The 25381-nt window shown below is 65.1% G+C and carries 24 protein-coding genes and 1 riboswitch; of the genes, 6 read left to right on the top strand and 18 right to left on the bottom strand.

Annotated elements, in window-relative coordinates; all coding sequences use genetic code 11:
• The first annotated feature begins 102 nt into the window (after window positions 1-102).
• Complete coding sequence (locus LH475_RS12550) at window positions 103-804, top strand: Ig-like domain-containing protein (RefSeq protein ID WP_196842724.1); 702 nt, start codon at window positions 103-105, stop codon at window positions 802-804.
• Here the strand turns inward: LH475_RS12550 and LH475_RS12545 are convergent.
• Window positions 797-985 (bottom strand): hypothetical protein, encoded by a 189-nt coding sequence (locus LH475_RS12545; protein WP_196842723.1) that lies wholly within the window; start codon window positions 983-985, stop codon window positions 797-799. The genes LH475_RS12550 and LH475_RS12545 overlap by 8 nt on opposite strands.
• 481 nt (window positions 986-1466) lie before the next feature.
• On the opposite strand from LH475_RS12545, the gene LH475_RS12540 reads away from it, so the two are divergent.
• On the top strand, window positions 1467-1994 hold the full coding sequence (locus LH475_RS12540; protein ID WP_297414361.1) for an RHS repeat-associated core domain-containing protein: 528 nt from the start codon (window positions 1467-1469) through the stop codon (window positions 1992-1994).
• Window positions 1995-3527: 1533 nt separating this feature from the next.
• Here LH475_RS12540 and LH475_RS12535 read toward each other — a convergent pair.
• The 4 genes from LH475_RS12535 to LH475_RS12520 are packed head-to-tail and all read right to left on the bottom strand — an operon-like array spanning window position 3528 to window position 7094.
• Window positions 3528-4130 (bottom strand): AAA family ATPase, encoded by a 603-nt coding sequence (locus tag LH475_RS12535; protein ID WP_297414359.1) that lies wholly within the window; start codon window positions 4128-4130, stop codon window positions 3528-3530.
• The gene (locus LH475_RS12530; protein WP_196842721.1) at window positions 4123-4917 is read right to left on the bottom strand and encodes an energy-coupling factor transporter transmembrane component T; all 795 of its coding nucleotides are present in this window, start codon (window positions 4915-4917) and stop codon (window positions 4123-4125) included. The genes LH475_RS12535 and LH475_RS12530 overlap by 8 nt, the downstream gene beginning before the upstream one ends.
• Entirely contained in the window at window positions 4914-6392 is a 1479-nt protein-coding gene (locus tag LH475_RS12525) for an ATP-binding cassette domain-containing protein (RefSeq protein WP_297414357.1), read from the bottom strand. Before LH475_RS12525 ends, LH475_RS12530 begins: the two co-directional genes overlap by 4 nt.
• Before the next feature lie 54 nt (window positions 6393-6446).
• Window positions 6447-7094: an ECF transporter S component gene (locus LH475_RS12520; RefSeq protein WP_297414355.1), complete on the bottom strand. Its 648-nt coding sequence runs from the start codon at window positions 7092-7094 to the stop codon at window positions 6447-6449.
• Window positions 7095-7126: 32 nt separating this feature from the next.
• A riboswitch (TPP riboswitch) is annotated at window positions 7127-7236 on the bottom strand.
• A gap of 42 nt (window positions 7237-7278) precedes the next feature.
• Here LH475_RS12520 and LH475_RS12515 point away from each other — a divergent pair.
• Window positions 7279-7518, top strand: coding sequence for a hypothetical protein (locus tag LH475_RS12515; RefSeq protein WP_196842718.1), 240 nt, complete (start codon window positions 7279-7281; stop codon window positions 7516-7518).
• A gap of 80 nt (window positions 7519-7598) precedes the next feature.
• Here the strand turns inward: LH475_RS12515 and LH475_RS12510 are convergent, their stop codons facing one another.
• From LH475_RS12510 to LH475_RS12485, 6 genes are read right to left on the bottom strand one after another with little or no spacing between them, the layout of a single operon-like run.
• Window positions 7599-7925: a hypothetical protein gene (locus LH475_RS12510; RefSeq protein WP_297414353.1), complete on the bottom strand. Its 327-nt coding sequence runs from the start codon at window positions 7923-7925 to the stop codon at window positions 7599-7601.
• A gap of 9 nt (window positions 7926-7934) precedes the next feature.
• Window positions 7935-9152 (bottom strand): DNA polymerase IV, encoded by a 1218-nt coding sequence (dinB, locus tag LH475_RS12505; RefSeq protein WP_196842716.1) that lies wholly within the window; start codon window positions 9150-9152, stop codon window positions 7935-7937.
• Between the two features lie 52 nt (window positions 9153-9204).
• Window positions 9205-10005: an ABC transporter permease gene (locus LH475_RS12500; protein ID WP_196842715.1), complete on the bottom strand. Its 801-nt coding sequence runs from the start codon at window positions 10003-10005 to the stop codon at window positions 9205-9207.
• Window positions 10006-10014: 9 nt separating this feature from the next.
• Window positions 10015-10941 carry an ABC transporter permease gene (locus LH475_RS12495; RefSeq protein WP_297414351.1) on the bottom strand — a complete coding sequence of 309 codons (927 nt, stop codon included), beginning with the start codon at window positions 10939-10941 and terminating at the stop codon, window positions 10015-10017.
• A gap of 33 nt (window positions 10942-10974) precedes the next feature.
• The gene (locus LH475_RS12490; RefSeq protein WP_196842714.1) at window positions 10975-12168 is read right to left on the bottom strand and encodes an ABC transporter substrate-binding protein; all 1194 of its coding nucleotides are present in this window, start codon (window positions 12166-12168) and stop codon (window positions 10975-10977) included.
• 24 nt (window positions 12169-12192) lie between these two features.
• Window positions 12193-13254, bottom strand: a complete 1062-nt coding sequence (locus LH475_RS12485) for an ABC transporter ATP-binding protein (protein WP_297414348.1) — start codon at window positions 13252-13254, stop codon at window positions 12193-12195.
• 174 nt (window positions 13255-13428) lie between these two features.
• Here LH475_RS12485 and LH475_RS12480 point away from each other — a divergent pair, with 174 nt between their 5' ends.
• Together LH475_RS12480 and LH475_RS12475 are read left to right on the top strand one after the other, a co-directional pair.
• Entirely contained in the window at window positions 13429-14250 is an 822-nt protein-coding gene (locus tag LH475_RS12480; RefSeq protein ID WP_196842712.1) for a GntR family transcriptional regulator, read from the top strand.
• Window positions 14247-15056, top strand: a complete 810-nt coding sequence (locus LH475_RS12475) for a cache domain-containing protein (RefSeq protein ID WP_297414346.1) — start codon at window positions 14247-14249, stop codon at window positions 15054-15056. The genes LH475_RS12480 and LH475_RS12475 overlap by 4 nt, the downstream gene beginning before the upstream one ends.
• Here the strand turns inward: LH475_RS12475 and LH475_RS12470 are convergent.
• The 5 genes from LH475_RS12470 to gatC are packed head-to-tail and all read right to left on the bottom strand — an operon-like array spanning window position 15053 to window position 19787.
• Window positions 15053-16162: a VIT1/CCC1 transporter family protein gene (locus tag LH475_RS12470; RefSeq protein WP_297414345.1), complete on the bottom strand. Its 1110-nt coding sequence runs from the start codon at window positions 16160-16162 to the stop codon at window positions 15053-15055. The two genes, LH475_RS12475 and LH475_RS12470, sit on opposite strands and share 4 nt — an antisense overlap.
• Window positions 16159-16431 (bottom strand): hypothetical protein, encoded by a 273-nt coding sequence (locus tag LH475_RS12465; protein WP_196842710.1) that lies wholly within the window; start codon window positions 16429-16431, stop codon window positions 16159-16161. Before LH475_RS12465 ends, LH475_RS12470 begins: the two co-directional genes overlap by 4 nt.
• A gap of 4 nt (window positions 16432-16435) precedes the next feature.
• The gene (gene gatB / locus LH475_RS12460; protein ID WP_196842709.1) at window positions 16436-17941 is read right to left on the bottom strand and encodes an Asp-tRNA(Asn)/Glu-tRNA(Gln) amidotransferase subunit GatB; all 1506 of its coding nucleotides are present in this window, start codon (window positions 17939-17941) and stop codon (window positions 16436-16438) included.
• Complete coding sequence (gene gatA / locus LH475_RS12455; protein WP_297414342.1) at window positions 17941-19488, bottom strand: Asp-tRNA(Asn)/Glu-tRNA(Gln) amidotransferase subunit GatA; 1548 nt, start codon at window positions 19486-19488, stop codon at window positions 17941-17943. Before gatA ends, gatB begins: the two co-directional genes overlap by 1 nt.
• A 2-nt stretch (window positions 19489-19490) precedes the next feature.
• Complete coding sequence (gene gatC, locus LH475_RS12450) at window positions 19491-19787, bottom strand: Asp-tRNA(Asn)/Glu-tRNA(Gln) amidotransferase subunit GatC (RefSeq protein ID WP_196842707.1); 297 nt, start codon at window positions 19785-19787, stop codon at window positions 19491-19493.
• Between the two features lie 628 nt (window positions 19788-20415).
• Between gatC and LH475_RS12445 the strand changes: the two genes are divergently transcribed.
• Complete coding sequence (locus LH475_RS12445) at window positions 20416-21558, top strand: glutathione-independent formaldehyde dehydrogenase (RefSeq protein ID WP_196842706.1); 1143 nt, start codon at window positions 20416-20418, stop codon at window positions 21556-21558.
• Between the two features lie 316 nt (window positions 21559-21874).
• Here the strand turns inward: LH475_RS12445 and ligA are convergent, their stop codons facing one another.
• Together ligA and mnmA are read right to left on the bottom strand one after the other, a co-directional pair.
• Window positions 21875-24145 carry an NAD-dependent DNA ligase LigA gene (gene ligA, locus LH475_RS12440; RefSeq protein WP_297414339.1) on the bottom strand — a complete coding sequence of 757 codons (2271 nt, stop codon included), beginning with the start codon at window positions 24143-24145 and terminating at the stop codon, window positions 21875-21877.
• A complete protein-coding gene (mnmA, locus tag LH475_RS12435; protein WP_297414337.1) occupies window positions 24138-25322 on the bottom strand; it encodes a tRNA 2-thiouridine(34) synthase MnmA in 1185 nt (394 codons plus the stop codon). Before mnmA ends, ligA begins: the two co-directional genes overlap by 8 nt.
• Window positions 25323-25381: the final 59 nt, after the last annotated feature.

Here is a 25381-nt window from a genome sequence, read left to right as displayed (position 1 = left end):
GCACCCTACTACTTGGTCTGCAACTCTGGCTCGGTCGAGTCGACGTATGGGCGTGCGGAATGGTCGTTCACGGCGACAGCCGGTGCCCCCCCGACTGTTCGGGTGAGCAACGCCGACCGGACGCTCGTGGCCGCGACCGTCACTCGTCTCTACGATGCTGATGAAAGTGCGGGGACCACCGTGCAGGCTGGACTGCGCTTTCGTGTGATCGGTGCGCCGGGAACGTGGCCGGTTCCGAGCGGGTCAGAAACCGTTGTCTCCTTCGTCAGTCTCACCAGCAGCGATCTGCGCGCCGATTCCGCGTTCGTCGGCTCGGCGACGGTATCGTCGAACGGTTCGTCACTGAGCTTCGTCATTCCGACCGACCTCGGCGCGCTGTTCTACGACGGTGAAGATGTGCTGGTCCGGGTGTCGGCCGACCGAACCTCGCCAGGCTCGTTAACGACTCCCGAGCGCACCATCGCGTCCGAGTGGCGCACGACGGTCAAGATCACGTCGACCGGCGTGAACACGACGACGCGCGTGAACCTCAGCAGCAGCGTCGCGCTTTCGACCCAGCGGGTCAGGGCCACGGCCACCGTGGTCACCACGGTTCCCATTGCGCCAGAAGTCCCATTGGCCGAAGTCACGTTCAAGGTCGATGGTCGAGCGGTCGGCACCAAGTCGTTCGTGATCGGGGGTACCAAACCCTCTATCCTGCTACCCCTACTCGCCCCTGGTCCACATCGAGTGACCGCAGAATACTCCGGTGGTTTCAACTCGAAACCCTCTACCAGCCCGGCCGTCACGCTGGTCGTCAAGTAAGCGCCGGATCGGCCCCCAGGTGAATGGTTGTCCACTGTCTGGGGGTCTCCCGCACGACATAGGCCTTCCACTGCTCCTGCCATTCGTCCCAGTGCGGTCGATACATTTCGCCGTCCCGGTCGAGGGCACGACGTTTACGCAGCGTGTCGTCGGCGTCGATCCAGACGCTCACATCACTCATGGCCTCATGGGCGGAAGCCAGCGCGCCGCAGCCTTCCACGATGAGCGGACCCTCCGGCTCGACCCGGTTCCACTCGGCCGACTCGCGTTCGTCTCACTGACTCCAGAACCGGATCTGGCTTCTTGGTATTTATTGCGCCATAGTGGGGCCACCGAGCTCTTCCGTGCTCGCCATCGATCGGCGTGTGATGCAACGACGCAACATGATCTTTGTCTTGTCCACAGCTGTTGCGGTCGCGCTGACTGTCGAGTGCGGCCGAGGCCTGTAGGCCGGGTAACGGATGACCGTCACGGAGATCATAGCCAGCCTCGGCCCCCTTATCCTATTCGTCCTCATCGTATTTCTTGGCGTCGACTTATCGAAGCAATTTCCTAAGAAAAAGGGGCGCAGACCGGAACGGTGGCGAGTGCTCTTGCTGGTGTGCTTGGTTGTCGCGACGGTGCCTGTACTTGCAAGTCTTATGGGCTAGGGATCTTGCATCGTGAGTCTCAGAAGAATGCCGGGCCAACGCAGCAGTTCCGGCACATTCCAGAACTTTCCACTGGAACTGATTGGTGAGAACGTGGGTGGCCCCAGCCGGGCCTTCACCCGCACCCCGGATGGGCAAGCCCTCAGCACCCGGCTCAGCGGCGGGTCCCGATACTATTACGCCCAGGACAGCCTCGGCTCGGTCGTGGGCGTGTTCGACAGAACCGGCGTGTATCTCGGCGGCTACTCCGACAGCCCCTACGGAGAAACCCGAGCCGTCAGCACCGGAAGCGCCCTGACCACCAACCATCTCCGCTACATCAGCGGCTACGACGACACCGGATCAGGACTCTACAAACTCGGAGCCCGCTACTACGACCCCAGCATCGGCCGATTCACCCAATACGACCCCTCCGGACAAGAAGCCAACCCCTACGCCTACGCCGGCTGCTACCCCATCAACGCCAAAGATCCGTCCGGGCTAGCCTGCGCTGACAATGCTCTGGCCGCGGGGCCGTCTTTGGGAACATCGCGTATGTAGCGGGTGGTATGGGACTCGTTGCCGGAGGGGTCGCTACCGCCTTTACGGGAGGGGCCAGTCTCGCGGCCGGAATCTTCGGAGCAGCAGGGGTAGTGGCTTTTGCCGCGGGGGCGCCTGCGCTACTGATCAGCAACCTATGCCCCTAGGGGCAGGAGAAGGTGAAGCATGCCTCGGAGGCAACTGTTCTTCTATTTCATTGCCCTCGGTGGTGTCGTCTTTGCAGTTTTCATTTCATCCCTCCTGCGCAGGATTCGCGGGTTTCAGCAGCCGGGGGCCGACTGGTCACTCGTGCTCGGGGCTGCGGTGGTCTTACTGGCTGCGGTGATAATCATCCGAAACCGACCGTCAAAGTGGTGACAATTTATTCGGGACGGATGGCAAATTTGATGAGCGCGATCTCCTACTCCTCACACGGTGAAGCCCGATCCACCGGCACCGACCACCTACTCACCGCCGCCGGATGCGAACCCATGAATGCGTCGGACAGTAGGGGGGATAGCGCGTGGCCCTAAACCGAACTTTGTAGGAGGATGAGGATGATTTGGAAGATCTTGTCCGTGGCGGTGTCTGCGGCCATGTCACTCTTGGGCCTATTTATCGGCATCACATCATCGGACGCTGGAAACATCCGCTACGGTTACGTCATCGCGATCATCGGGGGTATTAGTACTCTGCTCTATTCGGTTCAACTTGTCCAGGCCCGGAGAAGGGCAAAGAATAATACTCCAAAGGCCTGATGGCGACGGCGACGCGGTCAGCACACGATTCGCGGGCGGGTCGAAGTACTACTACGCGCTCGACTTCTACGATGGGACGTGCTCATGAATCTGGGACTTTCAAGTATTGGATTTGTAGTGATGCTTGCGGGAACCGTGATGTTTTTGATTGGACAGAGACATCGAAGACGCGAGACAAATCTTAATGTTCTGAGCGCATTTGGAATTATCCTGTTTGTATTAGGGATAGCAACTCTCCAGTTAGGGTTTATCGGACGAAAGTGATTCGGCCGGGACACGCTGGTATAACCCAGCCACGGGGAGCTTGGACCCAACAAGACTTGGCTGCCACGGGGATTACGGACAGCGCTGGTGCAATTGACGCGTGCTCTGGAAGTAGTGGCATTCGTGGGACTCGCGACCCTCTTTCTTACGGTGATCGCAATGACCACGACAATCGGCCGAGAATGACGCTCTAGATTTTTCAATCCGATTCTGATTGTGGGTTTGATTAGCGCCTTAGCGGTGGTATTTTAGATTTTCAGCTGCTGCGTCAATAAAAGGTGCCGTCTAATGAAACAGGAAAATGTATGGATCTGGATTATCAGTATTGCTTTGTTCATACTGGTCGCCGCCGCTGGATTCTTGGGCAAGAATTTGGTCCTAGGAATATTGGCACTCGTCATAGGCGCAGGGTGGTCGATCTACTGGTTCAGAACAAGATTAACAAAGCACTGACCTTTGCCCTGTGTGGTATGAATTGCGGTGCTAAAGCGTCAACCTTTCGTGACCCTCCAGGTGATAGCGTCCAGCTCGGTCACGCGGTGAGGAGAATGGTTGCCCATCGGCGGGGGGTCTCCCGCACGACATAGGCCTTCCACTGCTCCTGCCATTCGTCCCAGTGCGGTCGATACATTTCGCCATCCCGGTCGAGGGCACGGCGTTTGCGGAGCGTGTCGTCGGCGTCGATCCACACGCGCACATCACTCACGGCCTCATGGGCGGAAGCCAGCGCGCCGCAGCCTTCCACGATGAGCGGACGCTCCGGCTCGACCCGGTTCCACTCGGCCGACTCCCCGCGGGCCCAGTCGTAGCGCTGCCACTGCCCGGGTTGGCCGGCGTGACGCGGCACCAGCAGCCGGGCGTGCACCTGCTCGATGGCGGCATCCAACCCCTGCCAGCCCGGGTAGATGTCGTCGAGGCGCACCAGCGTCGGGCGCTGCGGGCCCGGCCAGGTGGCGACGAGCTCGTCAGCAAGCGTACTCTTGCCGGCACCGCTCGGGCCGTCGATGAGTACCACCGCATTCGGTCCGGCAGCAACTACCTCCTGCAGCACGGGTGTCAGCAGGACCGTGACGTGTGGTGCTGGCCCTGCATCGGGGTTCGGCACGACTCGCTGCTGCAGGTTGCTATTAGGCAAGAATGAATCTCCAGGTCTCGGCCCACACTGCGACGCCGATGGCAGTGCCGGCAATCAAGAATCCGATGCCGACGAGAACGGCATCGGCCGCTCGAACCCGGGACGGCCGGGCCCAGGTGCGCGGTTCCTCGCTGCCGAAGCCACGCGCTTCCATGGCCGTGGCGAGTTTGCTGCCTCGACGCACCGAGATCACGAGCAGGGAGAAGGCCGGGCCAAAGAACCGCCGCGTGGCACCGCGCACCCCGCCACCATCGCCGACCCCTCGGGCTCGTCGTGCGAGGGTGAGCGAATGCCAGTCTTCGATGAACATGCCCACGAGCCGCAGCCCGGCCAGGCCGCCGAGCACGAACCTACTCGGCAGGCGGAGCACCTGGGCGAGGCCGTCGGCGAGGTCGGTCGGATCGGTCGTGGCAAGTAGCACGATGCCAGGCAGGCCGATGGCGAGCACCCGCAGCCCGATAGCCAGACCCAGCTGGACTGAACCTTCGGTGACACTGATGAATCCGAATTGCCAGAGCAAGGTGCCGGAGTCTTCGCCGTACAGGATCGTTGTGATCGATGCCATCGGTGCGGCGATCCAGACCGGTGCGGTGCGCAGCCAGAACTGTCGGGCGCTCAGGCCGCACCAGAGCAGTAGCACGGCCTCGAGCAGCAGGGCGACGCCCGCCGACACCCAGTCGATCGAGAGCAGCAGCGCGCAACTCACGATGAGGGCAACGGCGAGCTTGGCCACCGGGTTGAGGCGGCCGACGACGCTCGGGCGGATCGTCGGGGTCAGGAGGCTCACAGTGCTCCCGCCTCGAGCCTGATCGGGTCGGGCGTGCCGAGTCGGTATTCCTCGTCGGCGAGGGCGCTGACGAACTGGGCGTCGTGGGTCACCGCGACGAGGGCGGTTCCCTCGTCGAGGAGCTCGGCCAGAAAAGTCACGAGTTCCTGCCAGGTGCGGGAATCCTGTCCGAAGGTCGGCTCGTCGAGCACGAGCAGGCGGGGGCGGGTTGCGAGCACGGTGGCTACGGACATCCGTCGTTTCTCCCCACCCGACAGGGTGAACGGGTTGGCGTCGGCGAGATGATCCAGTCGCAGCCGGTGCATCAGCTCATCGACGCGGATGTTCTGCTCCGCGACACTCAGACCGAGGGCGCGCGGGCCGATGAGCAGGTCGTCGCGCACGCTAGCGGCCAGGAATTGGTGTTCCGGGTCCTGAAAGACGGTTCCAATTCGGGTGAGCAACTGCTTCGAACGCCACCGGTGCGGCGCGGGTTTGATGCCCGCCGCAAAGCTGTCGCTCGCGCGCAGTGTTCCCCCGGCCGGGGCGAGCAACCCCGCCAGCGTCAGAGCGAGGGTGGATTTGCCGGCTCCGTTTGGCCCGGTCACGACGGTGGCCGTGCCGGCGCACACGTCGAGGGTGATGCCCTCGGCGACAACGGATGCCGTGCGCCGGCCGAACGGAACACGGCCGACCGCGAGCGCCTCGGCCGAGAGCAGCGCCTGCCGATGACTGATCGGGTGGCGCGTCGGAAACCGTGGCGGCAGCGCCGGCACCCAGACACCGGCCTGCGCCAAGCGTTCACCCTGGCTGGACAGGATTTCGCGGGTCGCACCGTCAGCCAGTACGCCGCCAGCCGGATCGAGCACGATGACGCGATCCACGACGTCTTGCCAGACCTCGACTCGGTGCTCGATGACCACAAACGTTGCCCCGGAGTGGTCGAGGGAACGCACGACGGCGTCGCGCACATCGATGACGCCGCCCGGGTCGAGGTTGGCCGTTGGTTCGTCGAGCAGCAGCAGCCCCGGCTGCATAGCGAGCACGCCGGCGAGGGCCAGGCGCTGTTTCTGGCCGCCGCTCAGGCCCGAGGTGGGATGGTCGAGCGGCAGGTTCAGGCCCACCTCGGCCAAGGCGCGTCGCACGCGCGGCCAGATCTCGGCACGCGGTACGGCGAGGTTCTCGCAGCCGAACGCCACGTCGTCTCCGACCCGGGCGAGCACAACCTGAGAATCCGGGTCTTGCAGCACCAAACCGACCCGCCCACGTGCCTCGGCGGCGCGTCGCCCGTCAACGAGTAGACAACCCGTCTCGTCCCCGTCTTCAGCGTCGCCGAGCACCCCGGCCAGCGCGTGTACCAGGGTGCTCTTTCCGGCACCGCTGGCCCCGAGCAGCAGTACCCGCTCGCCGGGCTCAATCTGCAGGTCGAGCCTCGATACCGCCTGGTTATGGCGCCCGGCGTGGCGCCAGCCCCAGTTGCGGGCGCGGATCTGCACGGCTCGGATCTGCGGGCGGCGAGCGGGCGTGAACGAAGAGGGGGGAGGCATCCGCTAGCTGAGCGCGTTGGAGGGCGCTGGCGAACCTTCCCGCCCGGAGGCGAACCGGCCGAGTGCGCCGGTGCGGGCCAGGCCGCGCACGGTGAGCCAGGACAGCAACCCGGCCAGAACGGTGCCCGACACCACAGCGGATACGAAATAGACGGCCTTGTAGCCAAAGTCCAGCGCCGCATAGCTCGTGAAGGTCGTGTCGAGCAGTCCAACGGCCACGCCCGCTCCGGCGCCCGCGAGCAGGGCTACGCCCAGGCGCCAGTTGGCGTACAGGAACAGGGCCAGCACGATCTCCGCGCCGAGACCCTCCACGATGCCCCAGATGAGTGTGGAGAACCCCCACTGGGTGCCGATCAGCATCGACACAACGGCCGCGATGACCTCGGTGTAGAGCGCTGCGCCGGGCTTGCGAATGATGAGGCCGCCGAGCACTCCGGCAAACAGCCAGCCGCCGGCCAGCAGGCCTTCCAGTCCGGGCGTGAACGCGAGGATCGCGCTGAGCGGCGACCAGGCGAGGCCCCAGGCCCAGAAGATGACACCGCTCGCGACGCCGATGACGCTCGCGACGACGATGTCGACGACGCGCCAGCGAAAGTTGCGCGGCGTGCGCTCAGACGTGGGCTGGCCCAGATGTGTGGTTGTAGCGTGCACTGTTCGTGCCCTTTCCGTAGGTGAATACAGGGCACGGGATTGAGAAGCCTCCCTGCGCTGGCATGATCCAGATCAGGTTCGACGGTCGAAGCCTATGCAGCTTCCTCTCAGCCCGGTATACCGGACTCCCGTGATCGCTTCAATACTAGTGCCCCGCCTAGACTGACGGAATGGGGAGCACACTATGAGCGTCGGTATTTTGCTCGTGTTGGCGGCCCTGTATCTTGTGCTCATGCGCCGGTTCATTCTGCGGCGCCGTCGAATCGCGCAGGGCTTGCCCGTGAACGGCCCGTGGCACTGGCCGGCCTGGTTGCGGCCGCGCGTGCCGCACTGGTTGCGGCGTCGTTTCGCGCGCCGCCCGCGCTGGCCGCTGCGCATCCGGCGCGAGCGCAGGCCGCGCCGTACTCGTCTGGGCCCACCTTAGGAAGGCGGGCCCAGGTTCTCTCATGGGCCCACGTTCCGGGCCGGGCCCGGAAACAGCGAAGGGCCCGGTGCAGAGAAGAGCTACTTCTTGAGGGCTCGGATCACTCGCGCGAGGGCGCGACCGGCCACGATCAGGAACGGTACGCCGACGGCGAGCAGCGCGATGACGTTGGGCTCGAAGCGGGCGGTTCCGCCAGACTTCACGTACGCACCGATCGGCACGGTCACTCCGCCGCCGCCACCGCCCGAACCGGCACCATCTTCACCGGCGTCGCCGCCACCGAAGCCGTAGTAGGCAAGCGCCACGGGAACGAGGGTGACGCCGTCGATTTGCACGGGGTCACCGTAGGCCGATTTCACACCGGCGGCACGAAACGTTTCTGCGAGTTTTTCCGGGAGGCTGGTCATTCCAACAGGTTAGCGCGCCCAGGGCTTGAAGAACGAGGCCGGCCGCACGGTTCCCGCCCCGAATCGTTCGGTCACGGAATCAACCGCCAGCTCGGCACTCCGCCAGTCTTCGTCCGGATCCCACAGTCCCACCGATCCCGACGCCGTCCCGAGTTGCTCGGCGCGCACCCCGATCAGGCGCACGCGAATGCCCGAGGCGGCCAGCAGGTCGAAGGCGACGACCGCTTCCTCGTAAATTCGGCGGCCAACGTTGCTGGGTTCGGCGAGAGTGCGCGACCGGGTGACCGTACTGAAGTCGGTGTAACGCAGTTTGAGGGCCACGCGACGCGCCACGAGATCGCTCCGCCGCAGCCGCGCGGCCACGAGGTCGCATTGCCGCAACAATTCGCTGCGCAGCTGGTCGATATCGGTCACATCGTGTTCAAAGGTCACCTCGTGGCCAACGCTCTTCTCCTGGCGCTCGAGGGTCACCGCGCGCGGGTCACGCCCCCACGACAGCTCCAGCAGCTTCTGACCGGATGCCTCCCCCAGCGTCTTCTGCAACACCATGAGCGGGGTGTGCGCAATATCGCCGATGAGCTTCAAGCCCAGGCGGGTCAGCGCCTGCTCGGTGGCCGCTCCCACGCCCCAGAGGGCGGTCACGGGCAGCGGATGCAGAAACGCGATCGTCTCCTCGGCCGGAACGACGAGCAGACCGTTGGGTTTGGCCAGGCCCGAGGCAAGTTTGGCGATGAACTTGGTGGACGCCGCGCCGACCGAGCAGACCAGCCCGGTTTCGGCGAACACCCGTGCGCGAATGAGCTCCCCGATCACGGCCGGTGAACCAAACAGATGCGTCGCGCCAGCCACGTCAAGGAAGGCCTCGTCGATGCCGAGCCGTTCGACGAGCGGAGTGACGTCGTCGAAGATGCTCATGACCCGCGCAGAAAAGTCGCGATACAGCCCCATGTGTGGCTCGAGCACGATCGCGTTCGGGCACTGCCTCAGCGCGAGTGCCATCGGCATGGCTGAGTTCACGCCGTAGCGCCGGGCGATGTAGTTGGCCGCCGTCACAACCGAACGGCCACCACGGTGGCCGACGATCACCGGCTGGTCGACGAATTCGGGGTGGGACAGCAACTCGACCGACACGAAGAATGCGTCGAGGTCGACGTGCAGCACGGTCGCCGAACGGTCATCGACGTCATCCGCCGAGATCTGCCGCCCGCTGCCGTCCTGTCTGCCCACCGAAAAACCCTAACCCGATCCCACGCCTGGGCACTACCGCAGTTACGAAAAGCTAGCGCACGACTTTTTCTGCGCCGGCGATGCGCTGCGCGAAGTAGATGGGAATGATCGAGACGAGCACAAGCACAACGGCGATGACGTTGACGACCGGCGCCTGGTTGGGCCGGAACAGGTTGTCCAGAATCCACAGCGGCAGCGTCTTCACGCTCGACCCAGCCGTGAACGTCGTCACGATGATCTCGTCGAAGCTCAGGGCGAAGGCGAGCAGGCCGCCGGCGAACAGCGCCGACCGCAATTGCGGAAAGGTCACCAGGCGAAACGTTGTCCAGATGCCGGCGCCGAGGTCGGAGGAGGCATCTTCGAGACTCGTACCGAGCCGCCGCAGCCGGGCGATCACGTTGTTGAACACGGTCACGATGCAGAACGTCGCGTGGGCGATGATGAGTGTCAGAATCGACAGCTGCACGCCGAGACCGGTGCGAAAGGCGTTGTTCAGGGCGATGCCGGTCACAATGCCGGGCAACGCGATCGGCAGAATGACCAGCAGGCTGATGGCATCCCGCCCGAAGAATTCGAAGCGTTGCAGCCCGAGCGAGATGAGGGTGCCGAGAACGAGCGCCACCGCCGTCGACGCGAGCGCCACCTGCAGGCTGGTTAGCACCGCGTCGAGGGCTCCGTCGCTCTGGAACGCCTTCGCCCACCATCCGAGGGTGAAGCCCGGTGGCGGCCAGGTGAGGTTCTGGCTGGTGCTGAACGAGTTCACGAACACCACGAGCAGCGGCAGGTAGATCAGGGCCAACACCACGGCCGTGATCGCCGCGAGCAGGCCTCGGGCCGAGCGACTCAAACGCATAACAGACTCCTACAGGTTGTTGAGCGCGCCCGTGCGCCGCACGGCGGCGAGGTAGGCGAAGATGATCAGAATGGGAACAAGCGCAATCGCGGCCGCGAGTGGCAGGTTGTTCGCCGCCCCGACATTGGTATAAACGAGGTTGCCGAGCATCTGGTTGGCCCCGCCGACGATATTGACGGTGATGTAGTCGCCAAGGGAGAGCGAGAAGCTGAAGATCGACCCGGCGATGATGGCCGGCCAGATCATCGGCAACACCACCAGGCGCAGGGTCGACCAGGTGCCACCACCAAGATCACCGGATGCCTCCAGCAACGAATCCGGCACCCGCTCCAGTCCCGCGTAGATCGGCAGAATGACATACGGTAACCACAGGTATGACAGCGTGATGATCGTTGCCGGCAGGCCGTAGCCGGGACTGTGACCGCCGAACGGTGACACGAGCCATTCAAAGATTCCGCCCTGGGAGAGCACCGAGCGCCAGGCGTACGCCTTGACGAGATAGCTCGCCCAGAGCGGCATCAGAATCGCGATGACGAGTATGCGCTGGGCCCGCGGGCTGGCAACCTTCGCCATGTAGAACGCGATCGGCAGGGCAATCACGATGTCGATGATGGTGACCAGAAGCGCGACGCCCAGCGTACGCAGCGTCACGGTTTGGTAGAGCGAACCCGTCAACACCGCCACGATGTTGTCGACGGTCCAGGTCTGCGAAATCTGCCCGGTGAACGAGTCGACCGTCCACAGGGCGGTGATCAGCAGCGCGGCGAGGGCTGCGATATAGACCAGGCCCAGCCAAAACAGAGGTGCGCCAAGCAGCAGCGACAGCCGCAGGCGCGGGTGCCGGCTGAGAAAAACCGAGCCCCGCCGGGCGATGGTGCCCTGCCGTAGAGGCACCACCGCCCGGCGAGTGGGTGGCGCAGACGCGTCAACCATCATGTTTTATCCTTCTGCCTGACTCGAGCAGGCGGTTCAGCCCTTGATCTCCTGCCAGGCCGTGGTCCAGTCGGAGTAGTCGGTGCACGTGACATCGGTGCGACCGTCGAGGCACTTCGCGATCGGTGTCGACCAGTACCAGATCTGGGCCGCGTAGTCGGCGTCGCCGGCGTGGAAGCTGGCACAGTGGTCAGGGTTGACCGTGAAGTCGCAGGCTCCGGCGTTGGAGGGCGCCTCACCGAAGTACTCGGTGGCTTGGGCGTTGGCCTCGGGGCTCGCGATGTAGTCCAGCCAGGCGTAGGCGCAGTTGGGGCTCTTCGCGTTGGCGGCGATCATCCAGGTGTCCGACCAGCCGGTCGCACCCTCGTCGGGCAGGACGACCTCGGCCGGGGTGCCCTCGGCGAGGCTGTTGCGGATGACCTGCCAGGTGGTGCCGACGACGGTGTCGCCGGTTTCGAAGGCCTGCACCGCCTTGAGGTAGTCCGACCAGTACTCGCCGATGTTGATCCGCTGGTTCTTGAACAGGTCGACGGATGCCGCCAGTTGCGTTTTGTCGAGCGCATACGGGTTCGTGATACCCAACTCGGGCTGGTGCGCCATGAGATACACCGCCGCATCCGCTATCGAAATCGGCGAATCGTAGGCGGTCACCGCGCCCTTGTAGTCGGACGACTTATCGAAGACAACATTCCACGACGTGGGTGCCGGGGTGACGACCTCCGTGTTGTACATGAGCAGGTTGGCACCGTAGCCGTGCGGAATTCCGTAGGAGACACCGTCGACGCTGTTCCAGGACTGCATCTTCAGAAAGTCGAAGATGCCGTCGTAGTTGGGAATGAGGTCGGTGTTGACCGGGGCCACGTCACCGGCGGCGACGAGCCGCAGCGAGGCGTCGCCGGAGGCAGCGACAACGTCGTAATCACCGGTCTTCATCAGACTGAATGCTTCGTCGGAGGTGCCGTAGGTCTTGCTGGTGACGGTGCAGCCCGTCTGCTCTTCGAAGGCGCTGACCCAGTCCACGGTGGGGTCATTGCTGCCGTCTTCGACGTAGCCGGGCCAGGCCAGCAGCGAGACGCTGCCTTCCATATCGCCCAGTTCGGTCTGCGCCGTCGTCGGTGCAGCCGTGCCGCCGCCCTGGCTGGTGCCGCAGGCGGTGAGCAGGAGGGCAACCGACGCGATCGCGACGCCGGTGAGGGCGACGGATGTTGGGCGTGCAGAAATACGTTTCATGACTTTCTCCATTCGTGAAATCGGTCAGGGGTGCGGAGCCAAGATTGCGGGTGCGGGTGCGGGTGCGGACAGGGTGACGATGTCGGAGTTGTTCCAGCCGATAGTGACGCGCACGCCGCGTTCGGTGGTCGCCACGCGGTGCGCATCGTTCTGTTCGAGCACCACGACGCGTGTTCCGGCATCCAGATCGACGATGAGCTGGGTACTGCTGCCGACGTAGATGACCTCGGCGAGCGTGCCGGCCGCGGTGCAATCAGCGGCGAGGGGCCGGTTCTCGGTGGTGACGCTGACCTTTTCGGGACGTACCGAGTGGGTGCCAGCCCGGCCGAGGAGTGCGTGCGACACGGTGTCGTCGAAGATGTTGGAGGTGCCCACGAACGCGGCCACGAACGGTGAGGAGGGTCGTTCGTAGATTTCAGCCGGGGTGCCGAGCTGTTCGATCTTTCCCTCGTTGAAGACCGCGATACGGTCACTGAGGGTGAGGGCTTCCTGCTGGTCGTGGGTGACGAAGATGAACGTGATGCCGAGATTGCGCTGCAGTTCTTTGAGTTCGACCTGCATCTGTTCGCGCAGCTTGAGGTCGAGGGCGCCGAGCGGTTCATCGAGCAGCAATACCTTGGGTTGCACGACCGTGGCGCGGGCCAGGGCGACCCGCTGGCGTTGACCGCCGGAGAGCTGGCTCGGCTTGCGATCGACGAAACTGCCCAGGCGCACGGTGTCGAGGGCTTGCCGAGCTTGTTCGTACCTGGCCCGTTTGGAGACGCCGCGCACCCGCAGCCCGTAGGCAACGTTGTCGAGCACACTCATGTGCGGAAACAGGGCGTAGTCCTGAAACACGGTGTTGACGTCGCGGTCGAACGGCGCCCGGTCGGTGACGTCCTGGCCGAGCAGCGAAATCGTTCCGCTGGTTGGTTTCTCGAAGCCGGCGATCAGGCGCAACACCGTGGTCTTGCCCGATCCGGACGGGCCGAGCATGGAGAAGAACTCCCCCTCGACAATGTCGAGGTCGACGCCATCGACGGCATTGACGTTGCCGAAACTCTTGGTCAGGCCGGTCAAACGGATGGCGGGCTGCGCACCGGTCACAATCTCTCCCTGCTCATTGGGCTGGCCTGCTCATTCAACGGCTCCCTGCTCATTCAACGGCTCCCTGCTCACTCACAGGCTCCCTGCTCACTCACAGGCTAATCATATGGAGTTAGATGTCATGAAGGTATGCCGAGATGTTACGGTCGTGTCACAACCTGAAAAGAGCCGCCCATGCCGCAGTCCATCCGCGTCGGATCGGGAACGCGCGCGGCTATTTTCGCTCCACTCGACGGTGTGGGCCGCGCCGAACTGGTATTGCAGCGCCTGACCGACGCGATCGTGCTCGGGGTGCTGCACGATGGCGAACGGCTGCCGAGCGAGGCCGAACTGGCCCGTCAGCTCGGCGTTGCCACCGTTACCGCGCGTGAAGCCCTCGAGATTCTGCGCCGTAACAAGCTCGTGCACACCAAGCGCGGGCGCGATGGCGGCAGTTTTGTCACCTTCGCCGGCCGGGGCGTGAACGACCTGCAGGACGAACGCCTGTTGGCCTGGTCCCGGGTGCAGGTGCGCGATCTGGGCGTTCATTATTCCGCGATCGCCGGCCTGGCCGCCGAACTTGCCGCCGACCGGGCCAGTGCGGCGGACATGGATAATCTCGAGCGCATCCTCGACCGCACCGACGCCGCCACAGCGGCTGCCGCGCGCCGCGGACAGGGCACCTTTCGTCTCGAAGTGGCCGCGCTCAGCCAGTCTGCCCGACTCGTGCGCGAAGAGTTGCGATTGCAGGCCGAATTCGGTTCCCTGCTGTGGCTCAGCCTGCGCGAACCGCTTCGACGGGAACGCTGCCGGGCGGTACAGCGCGAGACGGTCGCCGCGCTGGCCGCCGAGGACGGCGCCCGGGCTCGCCAACTCACCGTCACGCAGATCACCGAGTCCATCGAGTGGCTCATCGAAGCGAAATCACTTTTGGAACAGAAGGGCATGTCAACGATGACAGGCATCACGACGACAGCGAACATCATCGCGCCGCTACCCACGGGCGCGCACGCATGAGCCCGGAGACGATCACTCCCGATCAGAAGATACCCCCCACCAACGCCTGCGCCCTGTCCATTGCCGCTGTCTTCGACCCGGTCTTCACTCGTTTAGAACGCTGCGCAGATCTGGTGGAACGCTACGCCGCGCGTCCCAACAGCGTCGCCGACCGCGCCGAACTCGATTCCGTGGTGGAAACGGAGGTGCGCCGCCAGTTCGCCGACTCCACTGGCATGGTCATCGGGGCCGGTTTTGTGTCCGCGCCGCACTTTCTGGGCTGGCATCTGGCCTGGTGGCTGAGTGGGCAGAACCCGGCGTCGTCGGAGCTGCCGGCGACCGGCATCCGTCATCTGGAAACGGTCGAAGACCCCCGCGATGAGAGTTTTCGCGATTACACGGCTCTGGAATGGTGGCGGGTTCCCGTACAGACCGGGCGCCGGCACATTACCGGCCCCTACGTCGACTACTTGTGCACCGATGAGTACACGCTGACGCTCACCCTGCCGGTGTATCGAGACGGTACCGACCTGATCGGGGTCGTCGGAATCGACCTCTCGGTCGATGAGATCGAACGGGGCCTCGTGCCACGCCTGTGCGCCGGCGGTGTTCCAGTGACGATCATCAACGCCAGTGGTCGGGTGGTCGTCTCGACCGACACCCACCTCGCGACCGGCGCGCTGCTCCGCCTGCCCGGTTTGTCCGAGCGCCTGAGCGAGGTCGCGACATCCGCGCCGGTCCTGCTGGTCAATGGGGCACACACGTTCCAGTGGTGCGGCCAGACCGGTCTCGCCGTCGTCGCCGGACTGTCTCCAACGGGCGACTAGCCGATCGTGGTACCGAAGACCAGCCCGAGCAGGTAGGTGACTGCGGCCGCGCCAAGACCGATAACAAGTTGCCGCACGGCGCGCTTCAGCGGTGGGCCTCCGGAGAGCAGGCCCACGACAGCACCGGTGGCGAGCAGCGCGACACCCACCAGAACGGTTGCAACGATGATGGCCGCATAGCCGCTCATACCGAACAGGTAGGGCAGCACCGGCAGCAGCGCGCCCGACGCGAAGAAGCAGAAGCTCGACAGTGCGGCGCCGGTTCCGGTGCCGATGGCCTCGTGCTCGTCGGGCTCCGGAGCCTGCTTGCTGACCGCGAAGATCGGTCCGGTCGCCGCGTAGGCGGTGGCCAGTACCCCGCGGGCGTAGGTCTCTGCCTCGGCTTCGGACATGCCGCGGGCCCGATAGACCAGGGTCAATTCGTTGGCGGCGAGGTCGAGGTGCGAGAGCACGCTCTTGGCCGGGGCAGCTGGCGTGGAGGCTTCGAGTAGTTCGCGCTGGGAGCGCACCGAGACGTATTCTCCGGCGCCCATGGAGAGCGCTCCGGCCAGCAGCCCGGCGATGCCGGTGAACAGAATCGTCGCGGCCGGCACCCCGGTCGCGCCGATCCCGAGTACGAGGGCGAGATTGCTCACGAGCCCGTCGTTGACACCGAACACGGCGGCCCGAAAGGTGCCGGACAAGCGTTTGCGGCCGCGCGCTGCGAGGCCGCGCACGACCTCTTCGTGCACGGTTTCGTCGGCGGCCATGGCGTTGGTCGCGTCGGCATCCCCGTCGTAGGGCGAGCGCCCCTCAGCCCGCTGGGCGAGGGCGAGCACGAACACCGAACCGAAGCGGCGGGCGAGCAGTCCAAGAAATCGGGTGCGCAGGGCGCCGCGTCTGGCTGCGCCGATGTCGCTGCCCAGCAGTTGGCGCCAGTGTTCTTCGTGACGGCCTTCGGCGTCGGCGAGGGCGAGCAAGATCTGGCGCTCTTCACCGGCACGACGATTCGCGAGATCGCGATACACCGCGGCTTCGGCCTGTTCGTCGGCCAGGTACTGCCGCCACCGACGGATGTCGCGCGTCGACGGGGCGCGCCCGTCGCGCTCCGGAGTGATCGCGTTCACGCCTCCGGCGCCGCTTCCAGAAAGCTTTGCGGAATACGGGCGGAGTCGTGCGGGCCGGATCCGTCGAGACCTAAAAACGGTTCCTCGAACCGAACGATCCAGAACTTCTGCCGCACCGCGGTCGGCGCGTAGAGCCCCGCCCCCTCCGACTCGCCCGCCGCCACGATCACGCCGATCGGGTCATCGATCAGCGACTGGGGAAAACGGGTGCGGTCGAGGTGCACGATCACCTGCACGCCCACCCCGAATGCTGCGCCCTGAGTTGTCACTGCGCTACTCGATCGTCGCGGCACGTTCGAGCACGAGTTCGCGCACGCGCGCAGCATCCGCTTGCCCGCGCATGGCTTTCATGACCGCGCCGATGACGGCTCCGGCGGCTTGCACCTTGCCGTCGCGAATCTTGGCGAGCACGTCGGGCTGGCCGAGCAGCGCGGCGTCAATGGCCGCGATGAGCGCGCCGTCGTCGGAGACCACGGCAAGGCCCCGGCTGTCGACGACTTCGGCGGGGGTGCCCTCGCCGGCTATGACGCCCTCGAGCACCTGGCGGGCCAGGCGGTCGGTGAGGGTTCCGGCCTCGACCAGTTCGATCAGCGCGGCGAGCTGCACCGGTGTCACGAGCGAGTCGGCGACAACGCCGGCCGCGTTGGCGAGCCGGGCGATTTCGCCGGTCCACCATTTGCGCGCGGCCTGGGCGGATGCCCCGGCGGCGACGGTCGCTTCGACGGCGTCGAGCAGGTCGGAATTCACGACGTCCTGGAACTCGAGGTTCACAAATCCCCACACCGCCTGCAGGCGTTTGCGGCGAGCCGCGGGCGCCTCGGGTAGGGTCAGGCGCAGCTCGTCGACCCATTCGCGCGACGGCGCCATGGGCAGCAGGTCGGGCTCAGGAAAGTAGCGGTAGTCGTCGGCGTCGCTCTTGGGTCGACCGGCACTGGTCATGCCGGTGTCTTCGTGCCAGTGCCGCGTCTCCTGCGTGATGGTGCCACCGGCGTGCAGCACGGCCGCCTGACGCTGGATCTCGTAGCGCACCGCACGCTCCACCGAGCGCAGGGAGTTCACGTTCTTGGTCTCGGTGCGGGTGCCGAGCACGTTCGACCCGCGCACACGCAGGGAGACGTTGGCGTCGCAGCGCACGTTGCCCTCTTCCATGCGGGCGTTGGAGACGCCGAGCGCCTTGGCGATCTCGCGAATGGCCGCGACGTAGGTCTTGCCGATCTCGGGGGCGTCGTGTTCGGCGCCCTCGATCATCTGGGTGACGATCTCGACCAACGGCACACCGCCGCGGTTGTAGTCGACGAGTGAGTAGTCGGCGCCCTGGATGCGTCCGGTGGCGCCACCCATGTGAGTGAGCTTTCCAGCGTCGTCTTCCATGTGGGCGCGTTCAATCTCAACGGTGACCAGACGGCCGCTTTCGAGTTCGATCGTGATCGAACCGTCGTGGCAGATCGGGTCGTCGTACTGGCTGGTCTGAAAGTTCTTCGCCGTGTCGGGGTAGAAGTAGTTCTTGCGGGCGAATCGCGAGTGTTCCGCGATTTCACAGCCCAAAGCCAGCCCCAAGCGGATGCTGGATTCGATCGCCTTCTTGTTCACCTGCGGCAGACCGCCGGGCAGACCAAGGCAGGTCGGGCAGGTGTTCGTGTTGGCGCCGGAGCCGAACTCGTTGGCGCAGCCGCAGAACATTTTGGTTTTGGTGTTGAGCTCGACGTGCACCTCGAAACCGAGCACCGGCTCGAACAGTTCGAGTGCTTCGTCGAAGTCCATCAATTCGGCCCTGGCCATCAGACGGCTCCCTCTTCGCTGGCAAACATTTCGGTCGGTGTCAGTGCTGGGGCCTGGCTGAGCATGGTGTGCCCCCACCTCGCTTCGAGCAGCTGCTCGATGGCGGCGCCGACGGTGTACAGGCGGGCATCCGCTTTGGCGGGGGCCATGATCTGCAGGCCGACCGGCAGTCCGTCTTCGGGCGCCAATCCGATCGGGATGCTCATGCCGGGCACTCCGGCGAGGTTCGCCGGAATGGTGGTCACGTCGTTGATGTACATGGCCATCGGGTCGGCGAGCTTCTCACCGAATTTGAACGCGGTGGTCGGTGCGCTCGGTGAGACGAGTACGTCGACTTGGCTGAACGCGGTGGCGAAGTCGCGCTGAATGAGTGTGCGCACCTTCTGGGCGCTGCCGTAGTAGGCGTCGTAGTAGCCGGCGCTCAGGGCGTACGTGCCGAGGATGATGCGGCGCTTGACCTCGGCGCCGAAACCGGCCTCGCGCGTGGCGCTCATCACGTGCTCGCTCGTGAGCGAGCCGCTCTCCGGGTTCACCCGGATGCCGAACCGCACCGAGTCGAAGCGCGCCAGGTTACTCGACGCTTCCGCTGGCAGAATCAGGTAGTAGGCCGCGACGGCGTACTCGAAGTTCGGGGCGGAGACCTCGGTGATCTCGGCGCCGGCGGCGACGAGCAGGGCGAGGGTCTCCGTGAAGCGTTGGGTGACGCCGGCCTGGAATCCGTCGCCGGAGAGTTCCTTGATGACGCCGACGCGCACGCCCTTGAGGGCGCCGTCGGTGAGCCCGGCCTGCGCGGCGGCGGCCATCGAGGGCCAGCTGTCGGTCAGCGACGTGGAGTCGAGCGGGTCGTGACCGCCGATGACGTCGTGCAGCAAAGCGGCGTCGTAGACCGTGCGAGAGACCGGGCCGACCTGATCGAGGCTCGAGGCGAGGGCGATGGCACCGTAGCGGGAGACTCCGCCGTAGGTGGGCTTGACGCCGACCGATCCAGTGACGGCGGCGGGCTGGCGGATAGACCCGCCGGTATCACTGCCGAGGGCGAGCGGCGCCTGAAAGGAGGCGACGGCCGCGGCCGCGCCGCCGCCGGAGCCGCCGGGGATACGGCCGCGGTCCCAGGGGTTGCGGGTGACGCCGTAGGCGGAGTGCTCGGTCGACGAGCCCATGGCGAATTCGTCCATGTTGGTCTTGCCGAGCGGCACGAGGCCGGCCGAACGCAGGCGGGCAACGACGGTCGCGTCATACGGCGGAACCCAGCCTTCGAGAATTTTCGAACCGGCGGTGGTGGGCATGTCGTGGGTGGCGAGCACGTCTTTGATCGCGATCGGAACACCGGCGAGCGGGTTGAGCGTTTCGCCCGCAGCACGGCGGGCGTCGATCCGGGCGGCGGCCTGGAGGGCGGCGTCGCCGGCGACGTGCAGAAAAGCGTGCAGATCGGTGTCGACGGCCGTGATGTGGTCGAGGTGGGCGCGGGTCGCTTCGACCGCGCTGACCTCTTTGGCAACCAGCAGTTCGCTCAGGGCGGCGGCGGAGAGTTTGGTGAGATAGGTCATGGTCACTCCTCGTCCAAAATGGCGGGCACCCGGAATTTGTCGCCGGCGCGGTCGGGCGCGCCGGACAGTGCCTGCTCGACCGTCAGCGACGGAACGACGACGTCCTCACGGAAGACGTTGGTCAGCGGCATCGGGTGGCTCGTGGCCGGGGTGTCAGCGGTGGCTACCTCGGAGACTTTGGCGATCGAATCGACGATCTGGCCGAGGTCGTGGGTGAGATTGGTGATCTCGAGGGGGCTGAGGTCGATCCGGGCGAGGTATGCCAAATGGGCAACCTGCTCGGCCGTGATTTCAGACATGGTGCTCCGATACGCATTGGGGTGGACTGTTCAATCCTATTCGCCAGCCGCCGAGAACCAGATCCGCCTGACTGCCGCCCCCTTCGCACCCACCGCCTCAAGCCACGGTTGCAGTCAGTGTCCATTACCCAGCACAGGAGCCGGCAGCGGTGGGACCCTTTCGCCCTGGTCGAGGGAAACGTGGCGCCGCCGATAGTGAGAGTGGAGTCTTCCCGGATCATTCATTTACTGGGAAGTGACCTCAAGCCGGGCGAAACGGTGCTCATTCATGCGGCTGCCTCCTCGTTGGGGCTTCAGTGCGTACAGCTGGCAAGATACCTGGGCGCTGGGCTCGTTATTGCTTCCGTTCGAACGGACCGGGCCACCGACCCGCTCCGTACCGTAATCGACACCGCCGTAATGGGTGGCGACGGCGCCTCGCAACAAGCACCCGCTCGATATTCTGCGACGTCGTCTGCCCTTTATGAAGGGCACCTCTGGCCAGGTCGAGTTCGATCGTGATAAACCTGAACTATTCACATTTTCCGCACAGCCCGAGACTGTCCGGATATTCATCCTCAGTAAATCTCCGCAAGTGGATACGGATCTTCCGTCGTTCACTGTTATAAAATTCAGGGAGTGAAGAGAAATGAAGGCAGTCGTTTATAAGGGCCCCAACTCGGTCAGCGTTGAAGACGTTCCGGATGCCAAGATCGAACGTCCCACTGACGTTCTTGTACGCATTACCGCGACAAATATTTGCGGTTCAGATTTGCACATGTACGAGGGACGCACCGATTTCGAGGTGGGACGCACGTTTGGTCACGAGAACATGGGCGAGGTCATCGAGGTCGGTAACGGCGTCGACGCGGTTAAGGTCGGTGATCGGGTGGTGCTGCCGTTCAATATTTCCTGCGGGTTCTGCAAGAATTGTGAGCGCGGTTTTACCAGCTATTGCCTGACCACTCAACCGAACCCGGCCGCCGCGGGTGCCGCCTACGGCTTCGCTGGCATGGGTCCGTATCCCGGCGGACAGGCCCAAATGCTGCGGGTACCCTACGGCGACAACAATTGCCTGCGCTTGGGTGAAGACGCAATCGAAAAGCAAAACGACTACGTCATGCTTTCGGATATCTTTCCTACCGGCTACCACGCTACCGAGATGGCCGGCGTGCTCCCCGGAGACTCGGTGGTGATTTACGGTGCAGGTCCGGTCGGGCTCATGGCCGCCCTGTCGGCCACGATCAAGGGCGCGAGTACGGTCATGATCGTGGATCGACGGCCCGACAGGCTGCGCCTCGCCGAGCACATCGGTGTCATTCCGATTGATGATTCGAAGACGGACCCGGTTCAGTTCGTGCTGGACCAGACACAGGGTGTGGGCGCGGACCGGGGTTGTGAATGCGTGGGCTATCAGGCCCACGACCCCCAGGGCACCGAAGATCCCGCCGCGACTCTGAATCAGCTGATTCAGTCCGTACGCTTCACCGGGGGAATCGGCGTTGTCGGTGTCTTCCTGCCGGCAGATCCCGGCGGCTTCGACGAGAACGCCAAGCAGGGCAAGATTGCAATTGACTATGGTCTGCAGTGGCTCAAGGGCCAGAGCATGGGCAGCGGCCAGTGCCCAGTGAAAAAATACAATCGGCAATTGCGCGATTTGATTGCCGTGGGCAAGGCCAAGCCATCATGGATCGTTTCCCATGAGATCCCACTCAGCAAAGCCGCGGACGCCTACAAGAACTTCGACGACCGCACCAACGGTTGGACCAAGGTCATCCTCAAGCCCGAGTAGGCCAATGCCGCACGAATTCGCCGCGGCGCAATCACCGCCCGGACTCGACCGTTGAGGCGGCGAATTCGACGTTCTCGAGTAAGTCAATTTCCAGAAGCGCAACCGTCACGGGCACCGAGGGGTCAATTGCGTCGCGCTTGCCAGCGATGGCAGCGTAGGTTCTGTGCTGACTGCGTGGTGCACAAATGCTCCGTCGGACGACGTCCGCGGAGCATTCATCGTGGTGGTCGTTGACCGCGCTGACGCCGGATCATTCAGGTGTAACGGGTCAGAGGACGCACAGCCGATGGAGTTTCGCGGCACGTCAAGGAAGAGGTCAGTCCGGCGGCGGGGCGAAGGACTCGGGGGCGCTCGAAAGCCCGGCTGGCCCCTCAGCGAGCAGAAGGCGAAACTCGTCGGCGTCGAGAATGCGAATGCGAAGGGTTTCGGCCTTACCGAGCTTGGAGCCGGCGCCCGGCCCGGCGGCGACGAAGTCGGTGTTCTTCGACACGCTGGACGCGCTCTTGCCGCCGGCGGCGATGATCGCCTCCTGGGCACCCTCGCGGGTGAAGCCTTCGAGCGAGCCGGTGGCGACGACGGTGACCCCGGCCAGCACTCCCCCGGCGGCCTCGGCGGCGCCCGGTCCGGGGTGCCCCGGGGTGGCGAACTGCACTCCGGCCGCGGCCCACTGGGTCACGATATCGAGGTGCCAGTCCACCAGGAACCAGTCGAGCACCGCATCGGCGATGATGCCGCCGACACCGTCTACCTCGGCGAGTTGGCCGCGGGTGGCGCCACGAATGGCGTCGAGTGAGCCGAAGTGGTTGGCCAGGGCGCGGGCGGCGACCGGACCGACGTGACGGATGTTCAGGCTCACCAGTATTCGCCACAGCGGCTTGGTCTTGGCCTTATCGATCTCGACGAGCAGCTTGAGCGCACTCGAGGACGGCTGCGGGGCCGTCAGACCCTGCTTCTTTTCGGCGGCGGTTGGATTGCGCTGGAACGGCATCCGCTGCCGAACGGTGCCGTCGTCGTCTTCTTTCGGTAGCCCGGTTTCGGCGTCGCGCACGATCACCTGGATCGGCAGCAGGTCGCCAAGTTCGAGGTCGAACAGGCCGGCCTCGGTCGGCAATGGCGGATCGACCGGCACGGTCGGCTGGGTGAGCGCGGAGGCCGCGACCTCGCCGAGCACCTCGATGTCGAGGCCGCCGCGGCTGCCGATGTGTTCGACCCGGCCGCGCACCTGGGCGGGGCAGCTGCGCGCGTTCGGGCAGCGCAGGTCGATGTCGCCCTCCTTGGCTGCGCCCAGCGGGGTGCCGCATTCCGGGCAGTTGCGGGGCATGACGAATTCGCGTTCAGTGCCGTCGCGCATCTCAACGACCGGGCCGAGCACCTCGGGAATGACGTCGCCGGCCTTGCGCAGCACGATCGTGTCGCCGATCAGCACGCCCTTGGCCTTGACAACATCCTGATTGTGCAGGGTCGCCTGACGTACCTCGCTGCCGGCCACGAGCACCTTCTGCATGACGGCGAAGGGGGTGGCTCGGCCGGTGCGGCCAACGCTCACGACGATGTCGAGCAGTTTCGTGTTGACCTGCTCCGGCGGGTACTTGTAGGCGATGGCCCAGCGCGGCGCCCGGTTGGTGGCGCCGAGCTCGGCGTGCAGGGCGAGCTCGTCGATCTTGATCACGATGCCGTCGAGTTCGTGCACGACGCTGCCGCGATGTGCCCCGTAGTATTCGATGAACTCGGCCGCCTCGGCAACCGTGGTGACCACCCGAAAGTACGTACTGGTCGGCAGGCCCCAACCATCGAGCAGGCCGTACACCTCGGACTGGGTCTGCACGGGCGGGTTCTCCCAGGCGCCGATGCCGTGCACCAGCATGCGCAGCCGGCTCAGGCGGGCTGTCATGAGGCGCAGCTGGTCGGTGTTCTTTCCCGCGGCTTTCTGCCGCAGCGACCCGGCCGCCGCGTTGCGGGCATTCGCGAACACCCGTTCCCCCGCGGCGGACTGCGCCGCATTCAGCTCGTCGAACGCGGCCACGGGAAAGAACACCTCGCCGCGCACCTCCATGAGCGGTGGATGCCCGGTGCCGGCCAGGCGGGACGGGATGCCGGGGACAAGATCAATGTTCTCGGTGACGTCTTCGCCGACGACGCCGTCACCGCGGGTGGCGGCGGAGACGAGCACGCCGTTGGCGTACCGCAGGTTGATGGCGAGGCCGTCGATCTTGAGCTCGCACAGGTAGTGCACTGCACGGCCCGAGTTCTCGCCGGCCTTCCGAGCCCAGGTCTCGAATTCCCCGAGGGAGAAGACGTTGTCGAGGCTGAGCATGCGTTCGGCGTGCGTCACCGGGTCGAACAGGGTCGTTGCGGCGCGGCCGCCGACCGTCTGGGTGGGGCTGTCCTGGCTCTGCAGCTCGGGGTGCAGGCGTTCGAGTGCACCGAGGCGCTGCACGAGCAGGTCGTACTCGGCGTCGGAGATGACGACCGTGTCCCGATCGTAGTAGGCGTCCCGGGCGGCCAGCACGCGGGTGGTGATCTCGGCAGCTTCCGCGGCCGCCTCGCTCAGGCCCGCGGGGGTAGTGTCGGCGACGGACTCAGGCATTGACCGTGGCGGGGCTGGCCGACGCGGAGGGGATGAGGGAGGGTGCGGTCACGGGAACCGCGCTGACCGTGCGGTCGATGGTGCACTGGCCGAGCACGCGGGTACCGACATAGACGACGGCGGTCTGCCCGGGGGCGACGCCGGCGAGCGGCTCGTTCGGAATGATGCGCAGTTCGACGGTGCCGTCACGGCCTGTGACGGCCCTCGTCGACACAACCTGGGCTCGTGCTGGAACCGGGTCGGCGTGGGCGCGAATCTGTACGTGGCAGGCAAATTCCACCTCGGGGTGTTCCGGGGCGAGCCCGGCCCAGGTGTACGTGTTGCCGGCGATCTCCTTGATGGCGAGCGCCTCTTTCGGGCCGACAATGACCGTGTTCGTGATCGGGCGTACCTCGAGTACAAAGCGCGGCTTGCCGTCGGCGGCCGGGGTACCGATCGACAGGCCCTTGCGCTGGCCGACGGTGAACGCGACGGCGCCGTCGTGCTGGCCGAGCGTGTTGCCCTCCCGGTCGAGAATATCGCCGGTGACCGGGGCGACGCGTTCGCCGAGCCAGCCCTTGGTGTCGCCGTCGGGAATGAAACAAATGTCATAGGAGTCGGGCTTGTTCGCAACCGAGAAGCCACGTTCGGCCGCTTCGGCCCGAACCTCGGCCTTGGTCGGCGTGGCGCCGAGCGGAAACATGGAGTGGTTGATCTGGTCGGCGGTCAGTACGCCGAGCACGTAGGACTGGTCCTTGGCCCAGGCGGCCGCACGGTGCAGCTCCTTGTTGCCGTCGGCATCCGTCAGAATGCTTGCGTAGTGGCCGGTGCAGACGGCGTCAAAACCGAGGGCCATGGCCTTTTCGAGCAGAGCGGCGAACTTGATCTTCTCATTGCAGCGCATGCACGGGTTCGGGGTGCGGCCGGCGGCGTACTCGGCGATGAAGTCGTCGACGACGTCCAGCTTGAATCGTTCGGAGAAATCCCAGACATAGTACGGAATGCCCATGATATTGGCGGCCCGCTGGGCATCCATGGAATCTTCCACGGTGCAACAGCCGCGGCTACCGGTGCGCAGCGTTCCCGGCATTCGGCTCAGCGCCAGATGCACGCCGACCACCTCGTGCCCCGCTTCGACCGCACGCGCGGCTGCGACGGCGGAATCTACACCGCCACTCATTGCTGCTAAAACCTTCACCCGTTGAGTGTACGCGGAGTGCCGGATCGAGCCAACGCAGAGCCAACGCAGAGCCAACC

The sequence above is a fragment of the Cryobacterium sp. genome (genome assembly GCF_026786305.1).
Taxonomy (GTDB): Bacteria; Actinomycetota; Actinomycetes; order Actinomycetales; family Microbacteriaceae; genus Cryobacterium.
Note: the sequence above shows the minus strand (reverse complement) of the source record. Positions and strands in the feature narration are given on the sequence as shown.